This window comes from Cryomorphaceae bacterium 1068 (genome assembly GCA_027214385.1).
In the GTDB taxonomy this organism is placed as follows: Bacteria; Bacteroidota; Bacteroidia; order Flavobacteriales_D; family Cryomorphaceae; genus JAKVAV01.
In genome coordinates this window covers 64,738-82,080 of the sequence record JAPVXR010000005.1, presented here as the reverse complement: position 1 = coordinate 82,080, position 17,343 = coordinate 64,738, and the positions used below count along the sequence as shown (strand labels likewise).

Annotated in this window: 21 protein-coding genes; 18 read left to right on the top strand and 3 right to left on the bottom strand. The window is 43.8% G+C overall.

Annotation, left to right across the window (positions count from 1 at the left end; genetic code table 11):
* Window positions 1-9: 9 nt before the first annotated feature.
* The 15 genes from O3Q51_08705 to O3Q51_08635 all read left to right on the top strand — a co-directional run bounded on the left by O3Q51_08705 (window position 10) and on the right by O3Q51_08635 (window position 10,055).
* A complete protein-coding gene (locus O3Q51_08705; protein MCZ4408885.1) occupies window positions 10-483 on the top strand; it encodes a Crp/Fnr family transcriptional regulator in 474 nt (157 codons plus the stop codon).
* An 87-nt stretch (window positions 484-570) separates the two neighbouring features.
* A complete protein-coding gene (locus O3Q51_08700) occupies window positions 571-957 on the top strand; it encodes a DoxX family protein (protein ID MCZ4408884.1) in 387 nt (128 codons plus the stop codon).
* Between the two features lie 18 nt (window positions 958-975).
* Window positions 976-1,416 carry a hypothetical protein gene (locus O3Q51_08695; protein MCZ4408883.1) on the top strand — a complete coding sequence of 147 codons (441 nt, stop codon included), beginning with the start codon at window positions 976-978 and terminating at the stop codon, window positions 1,414-1,416.
* A 9-nt stretch (window positions 1,417-1,425) separates the two neighbouring features.
* Complete coding sequence (locus O3Q51_08690; protein MCZ4408882.1) at window positions 1,426-2,043, top strand: methyltransferase domain-containing protein; 618 nt, start codon at window positions 1,426-1,428, stop codon at window positions 2,041-2,043.
* A gap of 77 nt (window positions 2,044-2,120) precedes the next feature.
* A complete protein-coding gene (locus O3Q51_08685) occupies window positions 2,121-2,378 on the top strand; it encodes a DUF202 domain-containing protein (GenBank protein ID MCZ4408881.1) in 258 nt (85 codons plus the stop codon).
* Window positions 2,379-2,488: 110 nt separating this feature from the next.
* Complete coding sequence (locus O3Q51_08680) at window positions 2,489-2,722, top strand: DUF2007 domain-containing protein (protein ID MCZ4408880.1); 234 nt, start codon at window positions 2,489-2,491, stop codon at window positions 2,720-2,722.
* A gap of 15 nt (window positions 2,723-2,737) precedes the next feature.
* Complete coding sequence (locus O3Q51_08675) at window positions 2,738-3,208, top strand: hypothetical protein (protein ID MCZ4408879.1); 471 nt, start codon at window positions 2,738-2,740, stop codon at window positions 3,206-3,208.
* A gap of 137 nt (window positions 3,209-3,345) precedes the next feature.
* Window positions 3,346-5,301, top strand: a complete 1,956-nt coding sequence (locus O3Q51_08670) for a hypothetical protein (GenBank protein ID MCZ4408878.1) — start codon at window positions 3,346-3,348, stop codon at window positions 5,299-5,301.
* A 132-nt stretch (window positions 5,302-5,433) separates the two neighbouring features.
* Window positions 5,434-5,901, top strand: coding sequence for a hypothetical protein (locus O3Q51_08665; protein ID MCZ4408877.1), 468 nt, complete (start codon window positions 5,434-5,436; stop codon window positions 5,899-5,901).
* Between the two features lie 142 nt (window positions 5,902-6,043).
* The gene (locus tag O3Q51_08660; GenBank protein ID MCZ4408876.1) at window positions 6,044-6,619 is read left to right on the top strand and encodes a YdeI/OmpD-associated family protein; all 576 of its coding nucleotides are present in this window, start codon (window positions 6,044-6,046) and stop codon (window positions 6,617-6,619) included.
* 38 nt (window positions 6,620-6,657) lie between these two features.
* The gene (locus tag O3Q51_08655; protein MCZ4408875.1) at window positions 6,658-6,918 is read left to right on the top strand and encodes a hypothetical protein; all 261 of its coding nucleotides are present in this window, start codon (window positions 6,658-6,660) and stop codon (window positions 6,916-6,918) included.
* Between the two features lie 365 nt (window positions 6,919-7,283).
* On the top strand, window positions 7,284-7,493 hold the full coding sequence (locus tag O3Q51_08650) for a DUF2892 domain-containing protein (GenBank protein ID MCZ4408874.1): 210 nt from the start codon (window positions 7,284-7,286) through the stop codon (window positions 7,491-7,493).
* Between the two features lie 98 nt (window positions 7,494-7,591).
* Window positions 7,592-8,509 carry a J domain-containing protein gene (locus O3Q51_08645; GenBank protein ID MCZ4408873.1) on the top strand — a complete coding sequence of 306 codons (918 nt, stop codon included), beginning with the start codon at window positions 7,592-7,594 and terminating at the stop codon, window positions 8,507-8,509.
* The gene (locus O3Q51_08640; GenBank protein ID MCZ4408872.1) at window positions 8,506-8,805 is read left to right on the top strand and encodes a hypothetical protein; all 300 of its coding nucleotides are present in this window, start codon (window positions 8,506-8,508) and stop codon (window positions 8,803-8,805) included. The genes O3Q51_08645 and O3Q51_08640 overlap by 4 nt, the downstream gene beginning before the upstream one ends.
* A gap of 98 nt (window positions 8,806-8,903) precedes the next feature.
* Window positions 8,904-10,055: an alpha/beta hydrolase-fold protein gene (locus O3Q51_08635; protein ID MCZ4408871.1), complete on the top strand. Its 1,152-nt coding sequence runs from the start codon at window positions 8,904-8,906 to the stop codon at window positions 10,053-10,055.
* Window positions 10,056-10,186: 131 nt separating this feature from the next.
* Here the strand turns inward: O3Q51_08635 and O3Q51_08630 are convergent, their stop codons facing one another.
* The 3 genes from O3Q51_08630 to O3Q51_08620 form a co-directional block, all read right to left on the bottom strand.
* Window positions 10,187-11,863, bottom strand: coding sequence for a M1 family aminopeptidase (locus O3Q51_08630; protein ID MCZ4408870.1), 1,677 nt, complete (start codon window positions 11,861-11,863; stop codon window positions 10,187-10,189).
* Window positions 11,864-11,954: 91 nt separating this feature from the next.
* Window positions 11,955-12,173 carry an RNA-binding S4 domain-containing protein gene (locus O3Q51_08625; protein MCZ4408869.1) on the bottom strand — a complete coding sequence of 73 codons (219 nt, stop codon included), beginning with the start codon at window positions 12,171-12,173 and terminating at the stop codon, window positions 11,955-11,957.
* Between the two features lie 138 nt (window positions 12,174-12,311).
* A complete protein-coding gene (locus tag O3Q51_08620) occupies window positions 12,312-13,970 on the bottom strand; it encodes a serine hydrolase (protein ID MCZ4408868.1) in 1,659 nt (552 codons plus the stop codon).
* A gap of 370 nt (window positions 13,971-14,340) precedes the next feature.
* Between O3Q51_08620 and O3Q51_08615 the strand changes: the two genes are divergently transcribed.
* From O3Q51_08615 to O3Q51_08605, 3 genes are read left to right on the top strand one after another with little or no spacing between them, the layout of a single operon-like run.
* Window positions 14,341-15,237 carry a hypothetical protein gene (locus O3Q51_08615; GenBank protein MCZ4408867.1) on the top strand — a complete coding sequence of 299 codons (897 nt, stop codon included), beginning with the start codon at window positions 14,341-14,343 and terminating at the stop codon, window positions 15,235-15,237.
* Window positions 15,234-15,698: a GNAT family N-acetyltransferase gene (locus O3Q51_08610; GenBank protein MCZ4408866.1), complete on the top strand. Its 465-nt coding sequence runs from the start codon at window positions 15,234-15,236 to the stop codon at window positions 15,696-15,698. Before O3Q51_08615 ends, O3Q51_08610 begins: the two co-directional genes overlap by 4 nt.
* A gap of 53 nt (window positions 15,699-15,751) precedes the next feature.
* Window positions 15,752-17,182: a glycosyltransferase family 39 protein gene (locus O3Q51_08605; protein MCZ4408865.1), complete on the top strand. Its 1,431-nt coding sequence runs from the start codon at window positions 15,752-15,754 to the stop codon at window positions 17,180-17,182.
* Window positions 17,183-17,343: the final 161 nt, after the last annotated feature.

Genomic DNA, 17,343 nt, shown 5'->3' with positions numbered 1-17,343 from the left:
CCTCTCCCGATGCCCCCAAAAACCATCACCGTAAAAAAAGGAGAAATCCTGCAACGAATAGGCGACCTGAATACGAAAGTATACGTGGTGCAAACGGGGTTACTACGCAGCTATACTATCGATGAAAAGGGAAAAGAGCACATCTATCTCTTTGCACCTGAAGGTTGGATTATTGCCGACACCAACCCTGCTGATATACCGGCTCAACTTTTTATAGATGTGCTCGAAGATGCTACGCTTATAGAGAGGGAAAAGGATATGAAACATACTAAGGATTCACAGAGTCTGATCAACCGTCTTTCTGTACTGCAGCGCAGGGTGATCATGCTCATGAGTGCCACAGCCATGGATCGGTACCTTGACTTTATAGAAACCTATCCCGACATCGTTCAGCGCGTTCCTCAGCGCATGATCGCCTCTTATCTGGGTATCACCCCTGAAGCCCTCAGTCGAGTACGCCACCAATTGGTAGGGCAGAAATAAGCCTCGCGTCTTTTCTTGATCTAGATCAATGCAGGGCAGTTTATGCAGCCGCACCTTTGATCCTAATAAACCTTTACCATTCAGGAAATGAAAAAACTACACGAAGAAGAAATCGGTAAAATCAGAAGGATTGCAGGATACGTGATATCGGCTATGCCCTCGTTGATGATAATTATGGCGGGAATTACCAAACTAACAGGTACAGAAGAAATGGCTCAAAATTTTGCCAAATTGCCCAATTGGGAAAACTCTATGCAACTGATCGGTGGCTTGGAATTGACCTTAATCTTTCTGTATTGGATTCCAAAGACAATGAACATGGGATTCTTTCTATTACTCGGCTTTATGGGTGGTGCACTACTTGCGGAGGTGATTATAAATGGCGGCATACCTGTTCCTGCTATAATTATTACAACGCTCCTTTATGTAGGCACTATGCTTAGAAAACCTTCCCTGTCGGGACTTGACATTTAATTCAAAACAACAATTCTTATGAAAGCTTCCGCTCTATTTAAAGTTTCTGCCGTCTTATGGATCATCTGGGGACTGGTACACATTCTTGCAGGCGTAATGACCATGAAAGGTGTACTGACAGGGAATATCAGTGCTTCGCTTACCGGCATAGCCGATGCGGTAGATCCTGATCTCCTCAAAATGGATTACCACGATGCCGCAGGTGCCGTAATCGGTCAGCACGGGTTCAATCTCTTATGGATTGGCATCATCACTTTCGTTTCGGCCTTACATGTTTGGAAAGGAAAAAAGAATGCCATCTTCCTCGCAGCGCTTGTCGGGGGCTTGGCTGATTTGGGCTATTTCCTCTTTTTGGATCTGGGTGGCTTCGTTAACTTCGTACCCGGTACGATCATGACATTGATTTCTGCATCGGCCATAGTTTTAAGCCTCTACGGCAATTACACGAAATCACCTTAATACAGCTTTATGAAAGAAATGTGGGACAACCGATACAGCGCTGCAACATACGCCTATGGAAAAGCGCCCAATGATTTCTTCAAGACTTCTTTAGAGAAATACAGGCCTAAAGGCCGTATTCTGATGCCTGCCGAGGGCGAGGGCAGAAATGGTGTTTACGCCGCCAAGTTAGGTTTGGAAGTCACTGCTTTTGACATAAGTGTAGAAGGGAGAAACAAAGCTCTGCAATTGGCACAAGCAGAAAAGGTGAGTATCGATTACCTGGTGGGCGATTTTATGGAAATGGATTTTCCCGACAACCATTTTGATGCCGCAGCTTTGATCTACGCACACTTCCCGCGGCATCTCTTGTCGGAATACCACAAGACAATTGCACGATTGATGGAACCCAATGGTCTGGTCATCCTCGAAGGTTTTAGTAAAAGCAACCTTCCACTCAGAGAAAAGAATCCCGGTATTGGCGGTCCGGCTAAAAAAGAAATGCTTTTTTCAGAAGAAAGCATAATCCGTGATTTTCCAAATTTTGAGGTTTTAGAATTGGCAGAAGTAGAAACCGATTTAAGTGAAGGTGAATACCACAATGGGATCGCCAAGGTCATTCGTTTCGTCGGGAGAAAGACGATGTAAAACATCGGGCTGGTTTTGGATAGGCCCGTTCGAGAGAGTTTCAAAAACCTTCTACCTTCGCTACAACAATCCTTGTCATGGCTCAAAACGAAATGAACCGAACCGACCTGCTGGCGCTGGAGCGTACCAAGCTTGCGAATGAACGCACCTTCCTTGCTTACTTCAGAACTTTTGTTGTTTTTCTGGGATCGGGAATGGCCATTCTCAAAATCGAACTCTTCGACAAGCTAGCCATCTTAGGATATTTCTTTATCGCTATGGCTGTCCTTATTCTAGCGGTAGGAATTGCTCGCTTCTTTTACACCAAAAAGCAGATTGAGAAAATGGTGGCGTGAATGAAAACGGGTGGAGTTGATCCTTTTTGAAAGGGAGAAATAAAGAAAGTGTTTGATGGTAGATATGTCAATAAATGGTACCTTCTGCTATTGACAATAATTGAAACAATATGGAAAACAACAAACTAGTCAAATTATTGACAGGAAGCTCAATAGAAGTGAGTCGGATTGCCGCCCTTTTGGAAGACAATAGTATCGCCATCTTTACGAAAGATAATGTAGAATCAGCCAGAGTAGCGGGTTTTGGAGTACCTCAAAATAGCGTGGAACTGCACGTGGCAGCCGATGACTTTGATCGCGCTAAAAAAATCCTAGAGGAGGCCAAGAAGGCTAGCCGGAACTAGTAAGCGAGACGCACGATGAAAAAACAGATTCTTCTATTATTTGGTCTGTTGTTGTTTAACTTAATCTTTGCCCAAGAGCCTGCAATCAAGATCACCCATGGGAAATCGCAAAGAGAGGTGGTCATTGAAGAGAACCAACGAATAAAAGTAGAGACCGAAGATGGACGAAAGTTGAAAGGTCCGTTTAGAGTAAAAGGCGACAGCACTATTTCTATAAAAGGTGAATTGATCAGCTTGGCAGATATTGCTGAGCTCAAGCGCGTGAATGTGTGGATTCCCGTGCTGCTTGGTGGTGCTTTAATTATGGCAGGAGGGATAATGATAGCAGTAGGAATTGTATCAGGTGTATTCTTAAGTGCTACATACTTTCTGTGGGTTATCCCGGGATCACTTCGTATTGGCGCGGGGGCTGTACTTCCAAGCTTGCTCGGCATTTATAAAAACGATGGTAAATGTGCTTTTGAAATCGTCATGAGTTCAACCTGATTTCCTATCCAACTCGGCTACAAACTTTTTTTACTTCACATGAATTGAAAGCATTTCGCAGCATCGTACCGAAGATAAAACGGAACCGATTGGTTGAGCGAATTCAGTCTATCTTCCCGACGTGGTAACTGGATTGATTGGGACTCCTTCAATTAGTCGTGTCGCCTTTGGATAAAAAGTATTCAACAAAAACACCGATGCTGGAAAGGTTGATTTTATTCTTTTTTCTGTTTCTACTATCCACGAGCATCTGCGGTCAAACATCTGCCGGTACGTTAGATAGCAAGGCAGATTTCGACGATTTTTCCGGACTTCCACTAGTTAAGAAATATGGAGGTGTTTCAGCGCTGAAGCTCCTCTATGATTTGAAGGACAAGCAGGTCTATTACATCAATTCCAAATACTTCAAATACCATCATGAGTTCTGTGGCTTCAGACTAGAGCCTAATGTTCAATTGGAACAGTTCAACAGAATTAACTATTCGAATGACCCGCGAAGGAAGTACCTGCTTGCCAATATTAACTACTACCGCTCTTTAGGGATATATGCTCTAGAGATTTCACCAGTGGATTTAATGACTGAAGAGGATCTGGTTTTTCTGTGGAATGTAGTTTCCAAATCAACTTTTATAAAGACCGATTTACATATACTCCTCAACAATACCAGATTGCAAAGCATGAGTTCCTCTCTTAGCCAAACTGTCCCCTTGCTCAATCCTTCTGACATCTATCGCAACTTGAGCTACCAGGCCATCAGTAAATACAAAAGCTGCGGAATCCTGCATTTTATTGATGACCTGAAACAACAACAGGATGAAATCAATCCAATGGATATTATTGTGCTCAATGAAACTCCATTGGTCTTACCTCAGGTGGCGGGTATTCTGGTAAATGAATTTCAAACGCCGTTAAGTCATTTGACCATTCTAGGTCAAAACAGAAAGATTCCCGTAAGCGCTTACAAATCGGCTTTTAAAGACTCAACACTACTTCAACTCAACGGTCAAAAGGTTTGCTATACCGTTATGAGCGACACTTTCAAGCTTGAAGAGGCCAAGAAGATAAAGGCTCCCAAATCCAACAAGAGGAAAACAGCCTTAAAATTCGACCTCGATGTGGATTCACTCATAAGCATTGAAAACCTCAACGAGAAGTCCTACAAATACACAGGTCATAAAGCCTGCAATTTTGGAACCTTATATCAACTGAGTCAGATTCATGAATTTAAAGTGCCCGAATCTGCCTTTGTCATTCCCTTCCATTTCTACAACGAACACGTTAACACCTGTCAAGCGAATCAATTGATCGAGGATTTGCGAACCAGAGAGAATCAAATCATTCGCAATGACTCCTTGAAATTATTGCTGGGCAATATCAGAGAGGCCATTAAATCAGCCCCTGTAGACTCTGTTCTGCTAAAGAGCATAACCGATAAAGTGATGCGAAATCCTGAATTTACACGAATGAGATTTCGCTCATCTACCAATGCTGAGGATGCAAAAGGATTTTCAGGAGCAGGATTGTACACTTCAAAAACGGGAATTCTAAATGACGACAAGAAGACCTTTGAAAAAGCGATAAAAAAAGTGTGGGCCAGCCTATGGTCTTTCGAAGCCTACTCAGAGCGCGAATACTACAATATCGCTCACGAATCTGTTTATATGGGTATACTCGTCCATCGGTCTTTTCCCCATGAGGAGGTAAACGGCGTAGCGATTACAAAAAACCTTTACCGTCCGGAGAGTTCGGGGTTTGTAGTCAATGCTCAATTGGGGAATGAAAATGTAGTGAAACCATCACAAGGCATTACCAACGATCAGTTTATCTGCTATCCGAACGATACAGAAAACATGTACAAGGATAAAAACACGATCAACATCATCACTCAATCAAGTTTGAACGACGATCAATTAGTGATGACGGAAGCCGAAATACAATTTTTAGCGAATCAGCTTGAAGCCATAAAAAAGTACTTTATCAGGAATACTTATACACCTAAATCGTACTTCGACTTCGGTTTGGACGTGGAGTTCAAACTAGATCGAGGCAATAGAGATCTCTATATCAAACAGGTGAGAGTGTACAATGACTGATAGAGTCGTGAGACGCTTGATCAGCACCCACAAACTTCTTGGATTCTCTTTCTCAACCAAGTCGGTTAGCCTGCTTGAACCCAATTTGACTTGGAATCACTAGCTTTGAGATAAACCAAAGCTGAATGAGACATGACAAGTTCTGCACTCTACTTTAGAAAAATAGTGAAAGCCTTGATTCAATTAGCGGCTCTTCCGGTGTTCATCTCTGCATGCACCTTTCAACAAACCGAAGTTGCGGGTACCTACAAAACGGAAGATCCTAATCTGATCAAGAAGGGATGGAAGTACGTCTTTGAAGGATATGAAGGTTTTACGACCGGTACCGAATTGGAGTTGAATACGGATTCTACTTTCTACATGACAACTTGTGCGAATATCATAACGGGAACATGGCACCACACCGATGATTCCCTCTACCTGAGGTATCAAACGAACCGTTGGAAAAACGATAGCCTGCACGAGCATGGCATAGACGGCAAAAGACTCACCATAACTGAAGAATTCACAGAAGTCGTTCAGATTGAAGGAAATCAATTAATCTGGAATAATAGCAAAGCCGAGGATGGTCGCAAAGTTTATATTGTTTTAGAGAAGTAAACCCTCACCATTTGCCCTCACTATTATTCTTTAGATTTAGATGGTTAACTAACCAAACAGTGAGAATGATCCACTTAACTCCCCCCTCACGTTTTAACTTCGCTGGTTCGCTCTATGACTTCAGCAGAATCCAATACCACCTATGAGAAATGCAGAAGAGTTTTGCCCTGCCGACAAGAATGACTGGAGGAAATGGCTCGAATTAAACCACGACAAGAAAGAATCCGTTTGGCTAATCTTCTATAAGAAGCACACGCCTGACCATAACCTCAATTGGAGCGAATCCGTAGATGAAGCTCTTTGTTTTGGCTGGATAGATAGCACAGCAAGGCCTATAGACAGTGAGAAGTACAAGCAGTACTTCAGCAAGCGTAAACCCAAAAGCAATTGGTCGAAGATCAATAAAGACAAAGTAAAGGCCTTGATAGACCAAGGGCTAATGCGAGAATCAGGATACCAAAGCATTGAAATTGCGAAAGAGAATGGCTCTTGGACTTTTTTAGACCAAGTTGAGTCACTCGTTGTACCCGACGATCTGAAATCAGCTTTGGCAAAATACGACGGTGCAATGTCATTCTTCGACAGCCTGAGCAATTCTGCAAAAAAAATCTTATTGTACTGGGTTGTATCTGCCAAACGAAAAGAAACCAGGCAAAAGAGAATCTCAGAACTGGCAGAAAATGCGGGTCAACGCTTGAAACCGAAACAGTTGAGATAGTATTAAGCCTGTCATCATCAAACCTGAAAAAGTAGAACATGCAGATAGCCTTTTGGATCATATTAGCCGTCTTGGTTGGTTTTGCCGGCACAAACCGCAAAGGGGGATTTTGGCTTGCTTTCTTTCTTGGGTTAGTGCTCTCCCCATTGGTAGGCCTTATTGTGGTGATGACTTTAGCCAAGAAAAACGCAAAGGGATGTGCTCACTGTGGCAACGAATACAACGAAGCCGAATACTGTGGTCTGTGCAAAAAGAATGACCAAGGCTTAACCAGAGAAGAAGCCGCGATGCGGAAGTAGGTGCGCATCCTGTAAACCACTGGCTTGACTGCCAGCCACCTCAATAAACCACGCTCTTCGCTCTAAACCTTTTGTTTATTTCTTAATCGGAAGTGATCCAACACACGGAGGTAATGATTTTATTGAAGAATTCTCATTTACAAATCTCAGAAATCCAAAGCGAAAGCCACGCATAAAAAAGAACTCCCAAAGCCGCCCACACCAAAACTAAGTTAAAACCAAAAGGCATTCCACCCCACCGATATAATCACTAAATTTGATAGGACTTAAAACCGCTGCAAGGCAGGAAGATCAATCTGTTTCGCAGCAATGTAGAGTTGGTATTTGACATTTTAAATTTATTCATCACCCTAATACATTACATCATGAAAAGAAATATGGGAGCAGCCGATCGAATCATCAGAGTTCTGATCGCTGCAGTAGTTGCCACATTATTCTTCACCAACGTTATCAGCGGTACTTTGGGAATCATCCTTTTGGTATTGGCGGGCGTATTCGTTCTGACCAGCTTGGTAAGCTTTTGCCCGCTTTACACCTTATTCGGATTCAGAACTTGCCCGATGAAAGAGAAGTAAGCACTCGAACTGTATAGGATTAAACGGCATCCATCAAAGGTTTTTGCGCATCCGTGTGCACTGACCACTTGGTTTACTCAACCGAATAAAACCAAACCATGGCATTTATTGATTACTACAAGATCTTAGGGATTTCCAAAACGGCAACGGAGAAGGAAATCAAATCGGCGTACCGAAAGCTGGCCCGAAAGTACCATCCCGATATCAACCCCGACGATAAGGAAGCGGAACGGAAATTCAAGGAAATAAACGAGGCCAACGAGGTGCTGAGCAATCCCGAAAACCGCAAGAAATACGACAAGTACGGCAAGGACTGGAAGCACGGCGAGGAATACGAGAAAGCCCAAAAACAATACGAGCAGCAGCAACAGCAGCGGCAGTCGCAATACCAATCGGGCGGACAAAGCTTCGCTGGCGACTTCGGCGGCGGTGACTATTCCGACTTTTTCGAATCGATGTTTGGCGGTGGCGGTAGGGCTTCGTCAGGCCGCAGGAGCACCAAATTCAGAGGGCAGGACTTCAATGCCGAGCTCCACTTGAACCTATCGGATGTCTACACGTCGCAAAAACAGGTGCTCACCGTCAACGGTAAAAAAATACGATTAACCATCCCCGCAGGAGTGGAGAACGGTCAGGTGATCAAAATCACCGGCAAGGGAAGCCCGGGCATCAACGGCGGCCCGTACGGTGATTTGTACATCAAGTTTATCCTCAATAACGATACGGCCTTCAAACGCGAGGGCAACAATTTATACAAGGATCTGGACATAGACCTCTACACCGCCATTCTTGGTGGAGAAGTGGAAGCCGACACCATGGGCGGAAAAGTGAAGCTGAAGATCAAACCCGAGACCAAGAACGGCACCAAAGTACGACTGAAAGGAAAAGGCTTTCCCGTTTATAAAAAGGAAGGTCAGTTCGGAGACCTGATCGTCACCTACAACCTTCAAACTCCCACTGGTCTCAGCGACCGAGAAAAAGAACTCTATAAGGAATTACAAAGCATTCAAAAATGACGACCGAAGCGCATTTCATATCCATCACCACCCTTTGTTCTCAATACGAAATTGAACTATCCTTTGTGGATTCGTTGAACCAAATGGGGCTGATCCAAATCGAGATCGTCGAGGAAGACCAGTGCATACACCGCGACCGCATCAGCGATTTGGAGAAGATCATCCGTCTGCACTACGACCTGAACGTAAACCTCGAAGGCATCGACGTGGTGTTTAACCTTTTGGAAAAAGAGCGAGCGCTCCGCGATGAACTGACCACGCTCAGAAATCGATTGAGGCTGTATGAGGGTGAGTAAGCCAGGATAACAACAACTCGTTTTTTTTCACTTCGTGAAAATTATCTGTCTTATTGATTTTAGTGAAATTCTTACTTTTCGCAAACCAATCCTGAGTCATGAAATCAATCCTCTTATCTCTCTTCCTTTTGCCTTGCGTAATGCTCGCGCAAACCATCGATACGCTCACCATTCATTCGGAGGCTTTTGGTCAAGAACGAAGCGTCTACGTGCACAAACACAATCTTACCAAATACCTCTCTCCGGATGTGAAAGTGCCCGTGATCTATGTCTTGGACGGACAGCACGAGTGGTTCGCCGAACCGGTGTTGAGCAATCTCAAATACCTCAGCACTACCCACGAAATCCCTTTTGCCCTCGTAGTGGTCATTCCGCATAAGGACAGGTATACTGAGTGCGCTATCGATAGTCTTGATGGTCCCGCATTGCCCCTGCATACCTTCATTACCGAAGAGGTAGAAGCCGCGCTAGCTCCTTACCATCCGGGCTCCTATCGAATGATCATCGGTCACTCGTTCACGGCTTCCTTTTCGCTGTATTCTCAGCTGAGAAGCGAGGGTTTTTACAGTGCGGTGCTGGCACACTCGCCCCTTGATAGTTTTGGAGAATTGGTGGAAGCCTTGGACGGAAATCCGAATGTCAATCCAAGTTCAATTGCTATTTCCATAGGCAGCGCAGACCACGACAAGGATAGTTACCATCGAGCGGTATACGATAAGACGAAAGAAAAGCATCCCGAGCTTTTTGATTCCATCCTAACCTACGAAGCAAATGAGTCTACTCACAATGCCGTTCCCATCGTGGCCAATCCCTATTTTCTATCAAAGTTCTTCTACCCTTTTAGCCGAAGATTTAGCGAGATAGCCATGGTAGATTTGGAATACAAACTAAAGGAGACACCAGGTAGTGTTGAGGAAGAGATGAAGACGATCGAAGAAGCCTCAAAAGTCGGCAGTGCGTATTACCCCGCTGAGATTGACGAACTCAACGGCCTTACCAGCAGGTATTGGAACAGTGATTATGAAGAGCACACCATAGCACTTTACGAAGAGGGGGTGAAGCACCATCCGAACTATTATGACTTCCACCTGCAGCTTTATGTGCTTTACGCGGAAAGAAATCCCGAAAAAGCCAAAATGCATTTGATGAAGTCTTACGAATTGGCGCAAGCCTTTGAGCAATCCGAGCCTTACTACGAAGAGCTTTTAGCTGAGATCAAAGCGGAGATACAAGACAAGGGGTGGGAATAATAATGAGCAACAAGTGAATCTTGTCAGTTCGAGTGATTTTCGATGCAGGGTAAAAATTGGAGGAAGTCCGCCATAGAAGGATCAAGAACAAATTGTAGGACAATTCTGCTTCCAACGGTTCTCGTTTCTTTTTACTTCTTCTTTCGAAAATCAATGATGTGATAGATTGACTTCTCTGGCAAAAACTCAATCTTGTCGCCGATCTTAACTTTTACCGATTGGTAGTCGGTAGTAGGCACCAGAGACAAGGTTTCTTTTTCGCGCTTCAGGTAAATCACTCCATTGGGATAGAAAGGAACATCTTCCCTCCACCTGTAGTAAATCAGCCCCGAGTCCTTGTTGGGAAAAACTTCCAAAACAGGTGGCTTGGCTTTTAGGAGATACCAATCAAATAAATCGCTGTAGTCCTGACCCAATAGCTCGTTAAACTGTGCTCTGAGTTCGATAGTCGAAAGGTTTTGATGCGGAAAATCTTCCGATAGCGTTCTCAGAGTTGCAAAAAACAAGTCATCATTATCCACCACTTTGCGCAGTGAATGCATCATCAAGGCGCCTTTATCGTAGATGTCCTGATCTGCACTATTCGTCCAACTGTTGTAAAGGACGTCGCATTCTTTGAGAATGGGAATGGTATTCTCCGTGCCGTAAGCATTGTATCTCATCAATAACTCATAGCCTTCGGCACCGTAGAGTTTTTCCAACACCAATGCTTCAGAATAGGTAGCCATCCCTTCGTGAATCCAGATGTCGCAATAGTCGTAGCCCGTGATGCTATTGCCCCACCACTCATGCGACAGCTCGTGTATCAATGTCAGATTGTAATTCTTCCAGTCGTATCGATAGTCATTGCCCATCGCTATTCCCGATTGGTGCTCCATAGCCGAAAAAGTGGATTCGATAAACTTACAGCCGTCTTCCCAAAATGGAAACGCACCGTAAAGCATTTCCAACTCTTTGAGTACCATGGGTGTTTGATCGTAGAAAGTATCGGCAGTCGCTCGGTGGTAGTCCAATACCTGAAAGCTCAGTTCTCGCTCTACGCCGTTGATGTCCGTGTAAGGTTTAACGAGCTCTACAAAGTGCCCCACATTGAAGGAGATGTTGTAGATGTTTATGCGGTTTACCACCTCATGGGTGTATGTCTTGGTTTGGTTCTCACTGTGGTCTTCGACACTTGTCAGCATACCATTAGCGGCCACGACCAGATCATCGGGAACGGTAACGGCAATGGTCACTGAATCGGGCTCGGCACGAAGCAAGGCATTGCAAGGCATCATGAAATGCGGACCAATTCCCTCCGTTACGGAAGAGATCCAAGTTCGTCCTTTCTCGTCTTCCTTCCATTGAATGGGGCCTTCACCTGCCACATTTACAGGTTTGCCGGCGTAAGCAATGCTCAGCTCAATACGGGTATCAGTATGAACGACTTCATCGAAAATGAAGTAGAGCAGATCTCCCTTTCGTTTTACCGACGGGCTGCCGTGGGAAGATGCGATTGAATCAATCTTCAAGCTTTTCTGAAGATCAAAGAGAAAGGTGTCCTGCGCTGCCCTTGCCGTGAATGTGATGTCCATCCGTCCCGAGATCTTCTTCTTCTCAGGAAAAATCTCTATCGCCCAGTCGTAGCGATTGACATGATAATCGCGCTGTGGATTGGCATTGTCACCCGCCACTCTCTCGGCTTTGCTAAAATTCTTAAAGCCCTTCTTATTGAGTTGATAACCTATAAAAGGTTTGTAATAACAAGATTGAAATACCAATATGGCGAGGGTGAACAAGGCTATTCGGATGTAGCTATTTGGATTCATATAGAAATATCGAATATTGGCAGAATAATGCTCAAGCCAAAATACACAAATCACGCATGCAGGCGAAAGAAGTCAAGGAGCTGAGCAAACCTCAGCTTACTTGAATCGAATTTCCATTAAAAATCACATCATCTCCAGCTTTAACCTCCTTGCGCCCTTGAGATTCGACATTCCCATTTACAGACACCATACCGTCGACAATGGCAGCTCGAGCCTCACTACCCGAACCAACCAGGTTCATTCGTTTTAAAAGCTTATCCAAGGTGATGAATCTTTCCTCTTCACTGAGTTCGTAGTGGTGTTCTGTCATCGGTTTTTTTAATGGTCGAAGATAAGTTGAACTGATGTACCCTTTGCCAGTTAGGATTTATTTGATATCCCACTATAACAATGCGCAGTTTCTATCCTCACGTTGTTAAATACAATGACGGAGTGGATCAAAATCAGCTTACATTTTTTGAAAAACTAAGCCCATTATCGAAAAACCGCTAAGCTGATTATTGCCGTTTCTGATAAATTCGATTGGACTACTCGGTATCTCCATCAAGTCTTTTGAGAGCGAGGTCATCTCTTCGCGCCAAGCACCATTCTTCCAATAGTAGAAGAGTACGCCATTTTCTAATTCAAGTTTTTTACTCAATTGAAAATCCTCATTGTAATAGGTTCCCTCAAACTCTCTAAGCTCCCTGTCGGAGTGCTCGAATGGCTCATATTCATTGAAAACCCAAGGAATTGTATGATCAAGCTCATCATAAGTATAATGCTTTTTGTCACCGTTAATGCCAAAGGTCACAATAGCATCTCGATCTTCACCGAAGTAGAATTGATCATTGCCAATGGGTACCAATTTAGCAACCCTATCACCATCAAGGGTAAACACAAAAAGTTGGTCGTTCTTTAGCTGAACAATGTTGGCCTTGCGGTCTTCGTCGTGGCGGTAAAACAAGTAGTTGCCCTCGTACTTCTCTAATTCCTGTTTAGTCAAATTGATCTCTTCAAATTGATGTATAGGTTGACTTTTCGACTCAGCCATTGGAACGTACAAATCAACAAATTGAAAGAATCGGTCTCTAAACTCCCAGTCGAAAGTGTTCTGAGCAGTAAAAAATGCCATATCCAGAACCGGGAAGTACAAGTATTTGGAAACGAACCCCGCACGAATCATTCCATCGAAGCCCATAGCATCGTATCCATTGTGGGTTTCAAACTCTGCTCCCAAGCCAAAATTTATGGTCGTTCCATCGTTGAGGATTGCTTTGGTGTACATTTTCTTCCAGAGCTCCGGTGAGCCAATGGTCGAGTGCTTCAGGTTTTGATGCCATTTAAACATATCGCGAGCCGTAGTCAGTATCTGTCCATCACCTACATATTTTAAAAAATAAAGATTTGTCTTATAATACCTGCCTTCATCTTCGGTGTAGCCGAGTGCGCGATTTTTTATTTTCGTGTAGACATTACGATCTACAAAGGTGCGATCCATTCCAAGCGGGTCAAAAATATTTTCTTCCAAGTAGCTCGTGTAGGATTGTCCTGAAGCCTGTTCAATTACAGATGCCAGCAAGACGTAGTTGGCATTGGTATAGTAAAAGTAATCTCCGGGCGCAAAAGCAAGATCTTCGATCTTGGTGATAATATTCACCATCTGTGATTGCGATCTGTAATCACGAAAATAGATATCCGCAACCTCTAAAAAAGGATCCACCTCTCTGATTCCACTGGTTTGATTGAGCAAATGCTCAATAGTCGGATCGCCCAATTTGTATCGAGGTAGATTTTCTATGTATTTATAGACAGGGTCACTCAGGGACAGCTTTCCCTCCAGTTCAAGCAGAAGTATGGCTGCAGCCGTAAACTGCTTGCCAATAGAGCCTATATCGAAAACAGTTTCGCTGGAAATATGGATGTCGTATTCAAGAGCTGCACTGCCGTATTGTCTTTCGAGAATGATCTTGTCCCCTTGGTATACCGCCACGGAATATCCGGGCTCACCCTCACCCACAGAGTAAAGTCGATCTACTTTCTGGTCTTGTGCAAAGACTTTGAGACAGAAGAGGAAAGCGAATAAAAACGAAAACGACGGCCTTTTGATTCTAATAAAAAACTTCATTTATGATTGATGAATGTGTAATTGGCTGAAATAAACTTTAAAGTGGCTATGAACTTTGGATTCGAGTAAATCTAGTATCAATTCTAACCCCTTTGACAAGGTTATGTCCTTTTTCATTTTTTTCACATGTAATAATTCTGATGCGAAGCTCGCGCTAAACGGATAGAATGACTAATCCAAATCCGGTTTCACCTCAGTCTCCGGTTGGTGCCGGCAGATAGCACAATATCGATTTCATTTTGTGAAAATAGTGCCTTCCTTATGCCAAGTTTTGCTAATTCATCTTAGCATTTCAACAACATTACCGTTCTTCATCCCAATGAAAAAAGTTCCGTGGAAACTTCGGTGTTTTGGGCTCCTAATATTTGTGATGCCCCTCAGCGCAATATGCCCTGCACAGCAAAGCTCGCAGGTCGACAGCCTGATTTCCGACACAAAAGTACTTCTGGATTTCTACTCACACCTCTCCCCTTTTGACGACTTACTGGCCTACGCCGATCTCGATCTATCTTCTCGGGAAATCGCCTATTTGAAAGCAGACAATGACGATACCGATTATTTCCATGGCGATTCAATTTATGCAACGGATCTCATCTTCTACATTCAAGACCGTGTGCAATCGACCGTCGAAAAAATCACTCAAGTGGCCGATCTTAAATCTTACAATTTGGTTGAGATATTCCAAAACTACGAACTCGGTGTGGTGCGCTCTACCGATGGCAAAATCTATAACTTTTCGCTCGACGAAAAAACGGGTGGATCCTACCGCAGCCGAGTCTCTTGGATGCACTTCACAGAGCAAGAAGAGGGAATATTAGATGTGGCAGATCAACAAGAAGAGCCCGATAGTGAATCGATATTTTATGGCTTTGAGACAAACGGTTACGACCGCATTGACACCATCCATGCAGGCGATCAAGTTTGCTATATCCTCATCGGTTCGGTTCAAGGGTGCAATGCCTGCTTTTTGACTTATGTCGAAATGGTTAGGTATGAGAATGGAGAATTCTACAGTGAATTCTACTATTCCATAGAGTCGCGCTCATGGGACGCTGAATTGGACTATTACCCCGGAAGCAAAACGATTAGAGCGGATTACCTGACTGATGATCTTACCACAGACTGCAGTTGCGAAACACGTCGTGATTTTGAAAACGGCAACTATAACTATTCCCAAGATGAAGAGCCAATTTATGGACAGGAATGCCACTGTGAATTTGTCTTTGACGGCGATACCTTTGTGGAAATAGAGGAAACAGTCAAATGACTCTTCAAACACATACAGAACTAAACAGTGCGCAAAAGAAAAAGCTCATGCAGTTGTGGAATACCGAATACCCGGCAGGCCTCAATTACCTTACTTTAGATCACTTCGACGGGTACCTCGATAAGTTGGAAGATGTAGCTCATTTCCTCCTTACAGATAAAGAGGGCCTCATCAAGGGTTGGTACTTCGACTTCCGTCGCGATGGTGAGAAATGGTTTGGGCTTATCATAAACTCTTCTTTGCATGGTCAGGGCTTTGGGAAGGCGCTACTCGATCGAGCGAAATCCATTGAGAAAGAACTAAGCGGTTGGGTGATTGACTCCGAAGCCAAGCTGAGAAAAGAAGGGCAGCCGTATCGTTCGCCATTAGAGTTCTACCAAAAGAATGGGTTTGAAGTATTGGAGAACGTTAGGCTCGAACTTCCACGGATATCAGCAGTAAAGGTTCGTTGGCGTTTGTAATCTCATTGTTGTGGATTCTTTACTTTGGCGCATGATTTTGAATGCAATGAGAAATGGACGGTAAGAAACTCCTGCGCGACATACGGTTTTGGATCGTCTTCTTCTTCCTGATCAGGCTATTCGGCATCACCAATCCGCCACTCGAAGTAGGTCACAACTGGCGGCAAACCACGGTCACCATGGTGGCGCGGAATTTCCTGGAAGTGGACAACTCCATATTCTATCCCCGAATTGACATCGCCGGCGAGAAAACGGGAATTACAGGAATGGAATTCCCCGTCCTCAACTACCTGATCTATTGCGTCTCTGAAGTGTTCGTCTACCAACACTGGTATGGGCGGCTGATCAATCTCATCATCTCCAGCCTTGGCTTGTGGTTCTTCTACCGACTCTTACGAAAGTACTTTCCCGAGAATGTGTCCTTCTACTCCACCATTATTCTGGCGGTATCCGTCTGGTTCCAATTCTCGCGAAAAATCATGCCCGATACCTTTTCGATGTCAATGATTTTGGCTTGCATCTACTATGGCACCAACTATTTGGAAAACAAGAAGAATCAAGCAATACAGCTAGTCGTGTACTTCTCACTCCTTGTTTTAGGGATGCTTTCTAAGTTACCGGCAGGGTACATCCTTATCGTTTTTGCCATTCCATTTCTCGACAAGGACATTGACCTCAAGAAAAAGCTGGTTTTTGCACTGGCATCATTTGTCGGCTTGATTCCTGTCGTAGCGTGGTATTATTACTGGGTACCTCACCTGGTAGAAGCGTACGGTTTTTGGCACTTCTTTATGGGGAGCAGCATCAGTCAAGGTTTTAGCGAAATCCTTGAGAATGGCGGACAGACGGTAAGCAGGTTTTACGATACGGCAATGAAGTACGTCGGGTTTGCTGCTTTTCTTTTAGGGCTCATTATCTCTATAGCCAAGAAGGAGTGGAGAATCTACACCCTTTTCGCTTTGGGTTTTTCAGGCTTCCTTTTGGTGGTATTCAAAGCAGGTTTTACTTTTTCACACCACAATTACTACATCATCCCATTTGTGCCAATTATGGCATTGGTAGCCGGATATGGCTTAAGCCAAATCGAAAGCCAAAAAATTGCGGTTTTCCTTTTGGTCGCCATCTGTGCGGAGGGTATTGCAAATCAGCATCAGGATTTTAGGATAAAGGAAAGAAGTGCGAAGATTTTGAACCTGGAAAGTGACTTGGACCAATTCTCAGAACGTAGTGATTTGATATTGATCAACAGTGGTTACTACCCCACACCTATGTATTTTGCACACCGCAAGGGATGGGTAAATACCAACGAACAGATTCAAGTCAAGGAGTACTTGGAGGATCTCCAAAGCAAAGGCCTCAAGTATATCGTCATATTGAAAAGAGCCTTTGGCAAAGAAATGGAATTGAACGACCACGAAGTCGTATTCGACAATGAAGACTACCGCATTTACAAACTTAAGGAGTATGAAGAGCAAGGTAAATAGGTACTGAAAATACTTTCATCGCTTTTCATTTTTCTGATTCAACAGTTCCTTAAATAGAATCATTTTAAATGTGTTCGAGAGCTAAAAAGTCAAGCTGAAAAAGGTGCATTTGAGTGGGCTATTTCGTAGGTTTAAAGTCTACTACATTGACTATTTCAAAT

Excerpts from the sequence above, each read along its gene's own strand:
- O3Q51_08680 (MCZ4408880.1), top strand. The coding sequence starts at position 2,489 with ATGGAAAACAACAAACTAGTCAAATTATTGACAGGAAGCTCAATAGAA.
- O3Q51_08640 (MCZ4408872.1), top strand. The coding sequence starts at position 8,506 with ATGACGACCGAAGCGCATTTCATATCCATCACCACCCTTTGTTCTCAA.
- O3Q51_08665 (MCZ4408877.1), top strand. The coding sequence starts at position 5,434 with ATGACAAGTTCTGCACTCTACTTTAGAAAAATAGTGAAAGCCTTGATT.
- O3Q51_08605 (MCZ4408865.1), top strand. The coding sequence starts at position 15,752 with ATGGACGGTAAGAAACTCCTGCGCGACATACGGTTTTGGATCGTCTTC.
- O3Q51_08630 (MCZ4408870.1), bottom strand. The coding sequence starts at position 11,863 with ATGAATCCAAATAGCTACATCCGAATAGCCTTGTTCACCCTCGCCATA.
- O3Q51_08690 (MCZ4408882.1), top strand. The coding sequence starts at position 1,426 with ATGAAAGAAATGTGGGACAACCGATACAGCGCTGCAACATACGCCTAT.
- O3Q51_08625 (MCZ4408869.1), bottom strand. The coding sequence starts at position 12,173 with ATGACAGAACACCACTACGAACTCAGTGAAGAGGAAAGATTCATCACC.
- O3Q51_08660 (MCZ4408876.1), top strand. The coding sequence starts at position 6,044 with ATGAGAAATGCAGAAGAGTTTTGCCCTGCCGACAAGAATGACTGGAGG.
- O3Q51_08650 (MCZ4408874.1), top strand. The coding sequence starts at position 7,284 with ATGAAAAGAAATATGGGAGCAGCCGATCGAATCATCAGAGTTCTGATC.
- O3Q51_08705 (MCZ4408885.1), top strand. The coding sequence starts at position 10 with ATGCCCCCAAAAACCATCACCGTAAAAAAAGGAGAAATCCTGCAACGA.
- O3Q51_08700 (MCZ4408884.1), top strand. The coding sequence starts at position 571 with ATGAAAAAACTACACGAAGAAGAAATCGGTAAAATCAGAAGGATTGCA.
- O3Q51_08645 (MCZ4408873.1), top strand. The coding sequence starts at position 7,592 with ATGGCATTTATTGATTACTACAAGATCTTAGGGATTTCCAAAACGGCA.
- O3Q51_08675 (MCZ4408879.1), top strand. The coding sequence starts at position 2,738 with ATGAAAAAACAGATTCTTCTATTATTTGGTCTGTTGTTGTTTAACTTA.
- O3Q51_08620 (MCZ4408868.1), bottom strand. The coding sequence starts at position 13,970 with ATGAAGTTTTTTATTAGAATCAAAAGGCCGTCGTTTTCGTTTTTATTC.
- O3Q51_08635 (MCZ4408871.1), top strand. The coding sequence starts at position 8,904 with ATGAAATCAATCCTCTTATCTCTCTTCCTTTTGCCTTGCGTAATGCTC.
- O3Q51_08655 (MCZ4408875.1), top strand. The coding sequence starts at position 6,658 with ATGCAGATAGCCTTTTGGATCATATTAGCCGTCTTGGTTGGTTTTGCC.
- O3Q51_08695 (MCZ4408883.1), top strand. The coding sequence starts at position 976 with ATGAAAGCTTCCGCTCTATTTAAAGTTTCTGCCGTCTTATGGATCATC.
- O3Q51_08615 (MCZ4408867.1), top strand. The coding sequence starts at position 14,341 with ATGCCCCTCAGCGCAATATGCCCTGCACAGCAAAGCTCGCAGGTCGAC.
- O3Q51_08610 (MCZ4408866.1), top strand. The coding sequence starts at position 15,234 with ATGACTCTTCAAACACATACAGAACTAAACAGTGCGCAAAAGAAAAAG.
- O3Q51_08685 (MCZ4408881.1), top strand. The coding sequence starts at position 2,121 with ATGGCTCAAAACGAAATGAACCGAACCGACCTGCTGGCGCTGGAGCGT.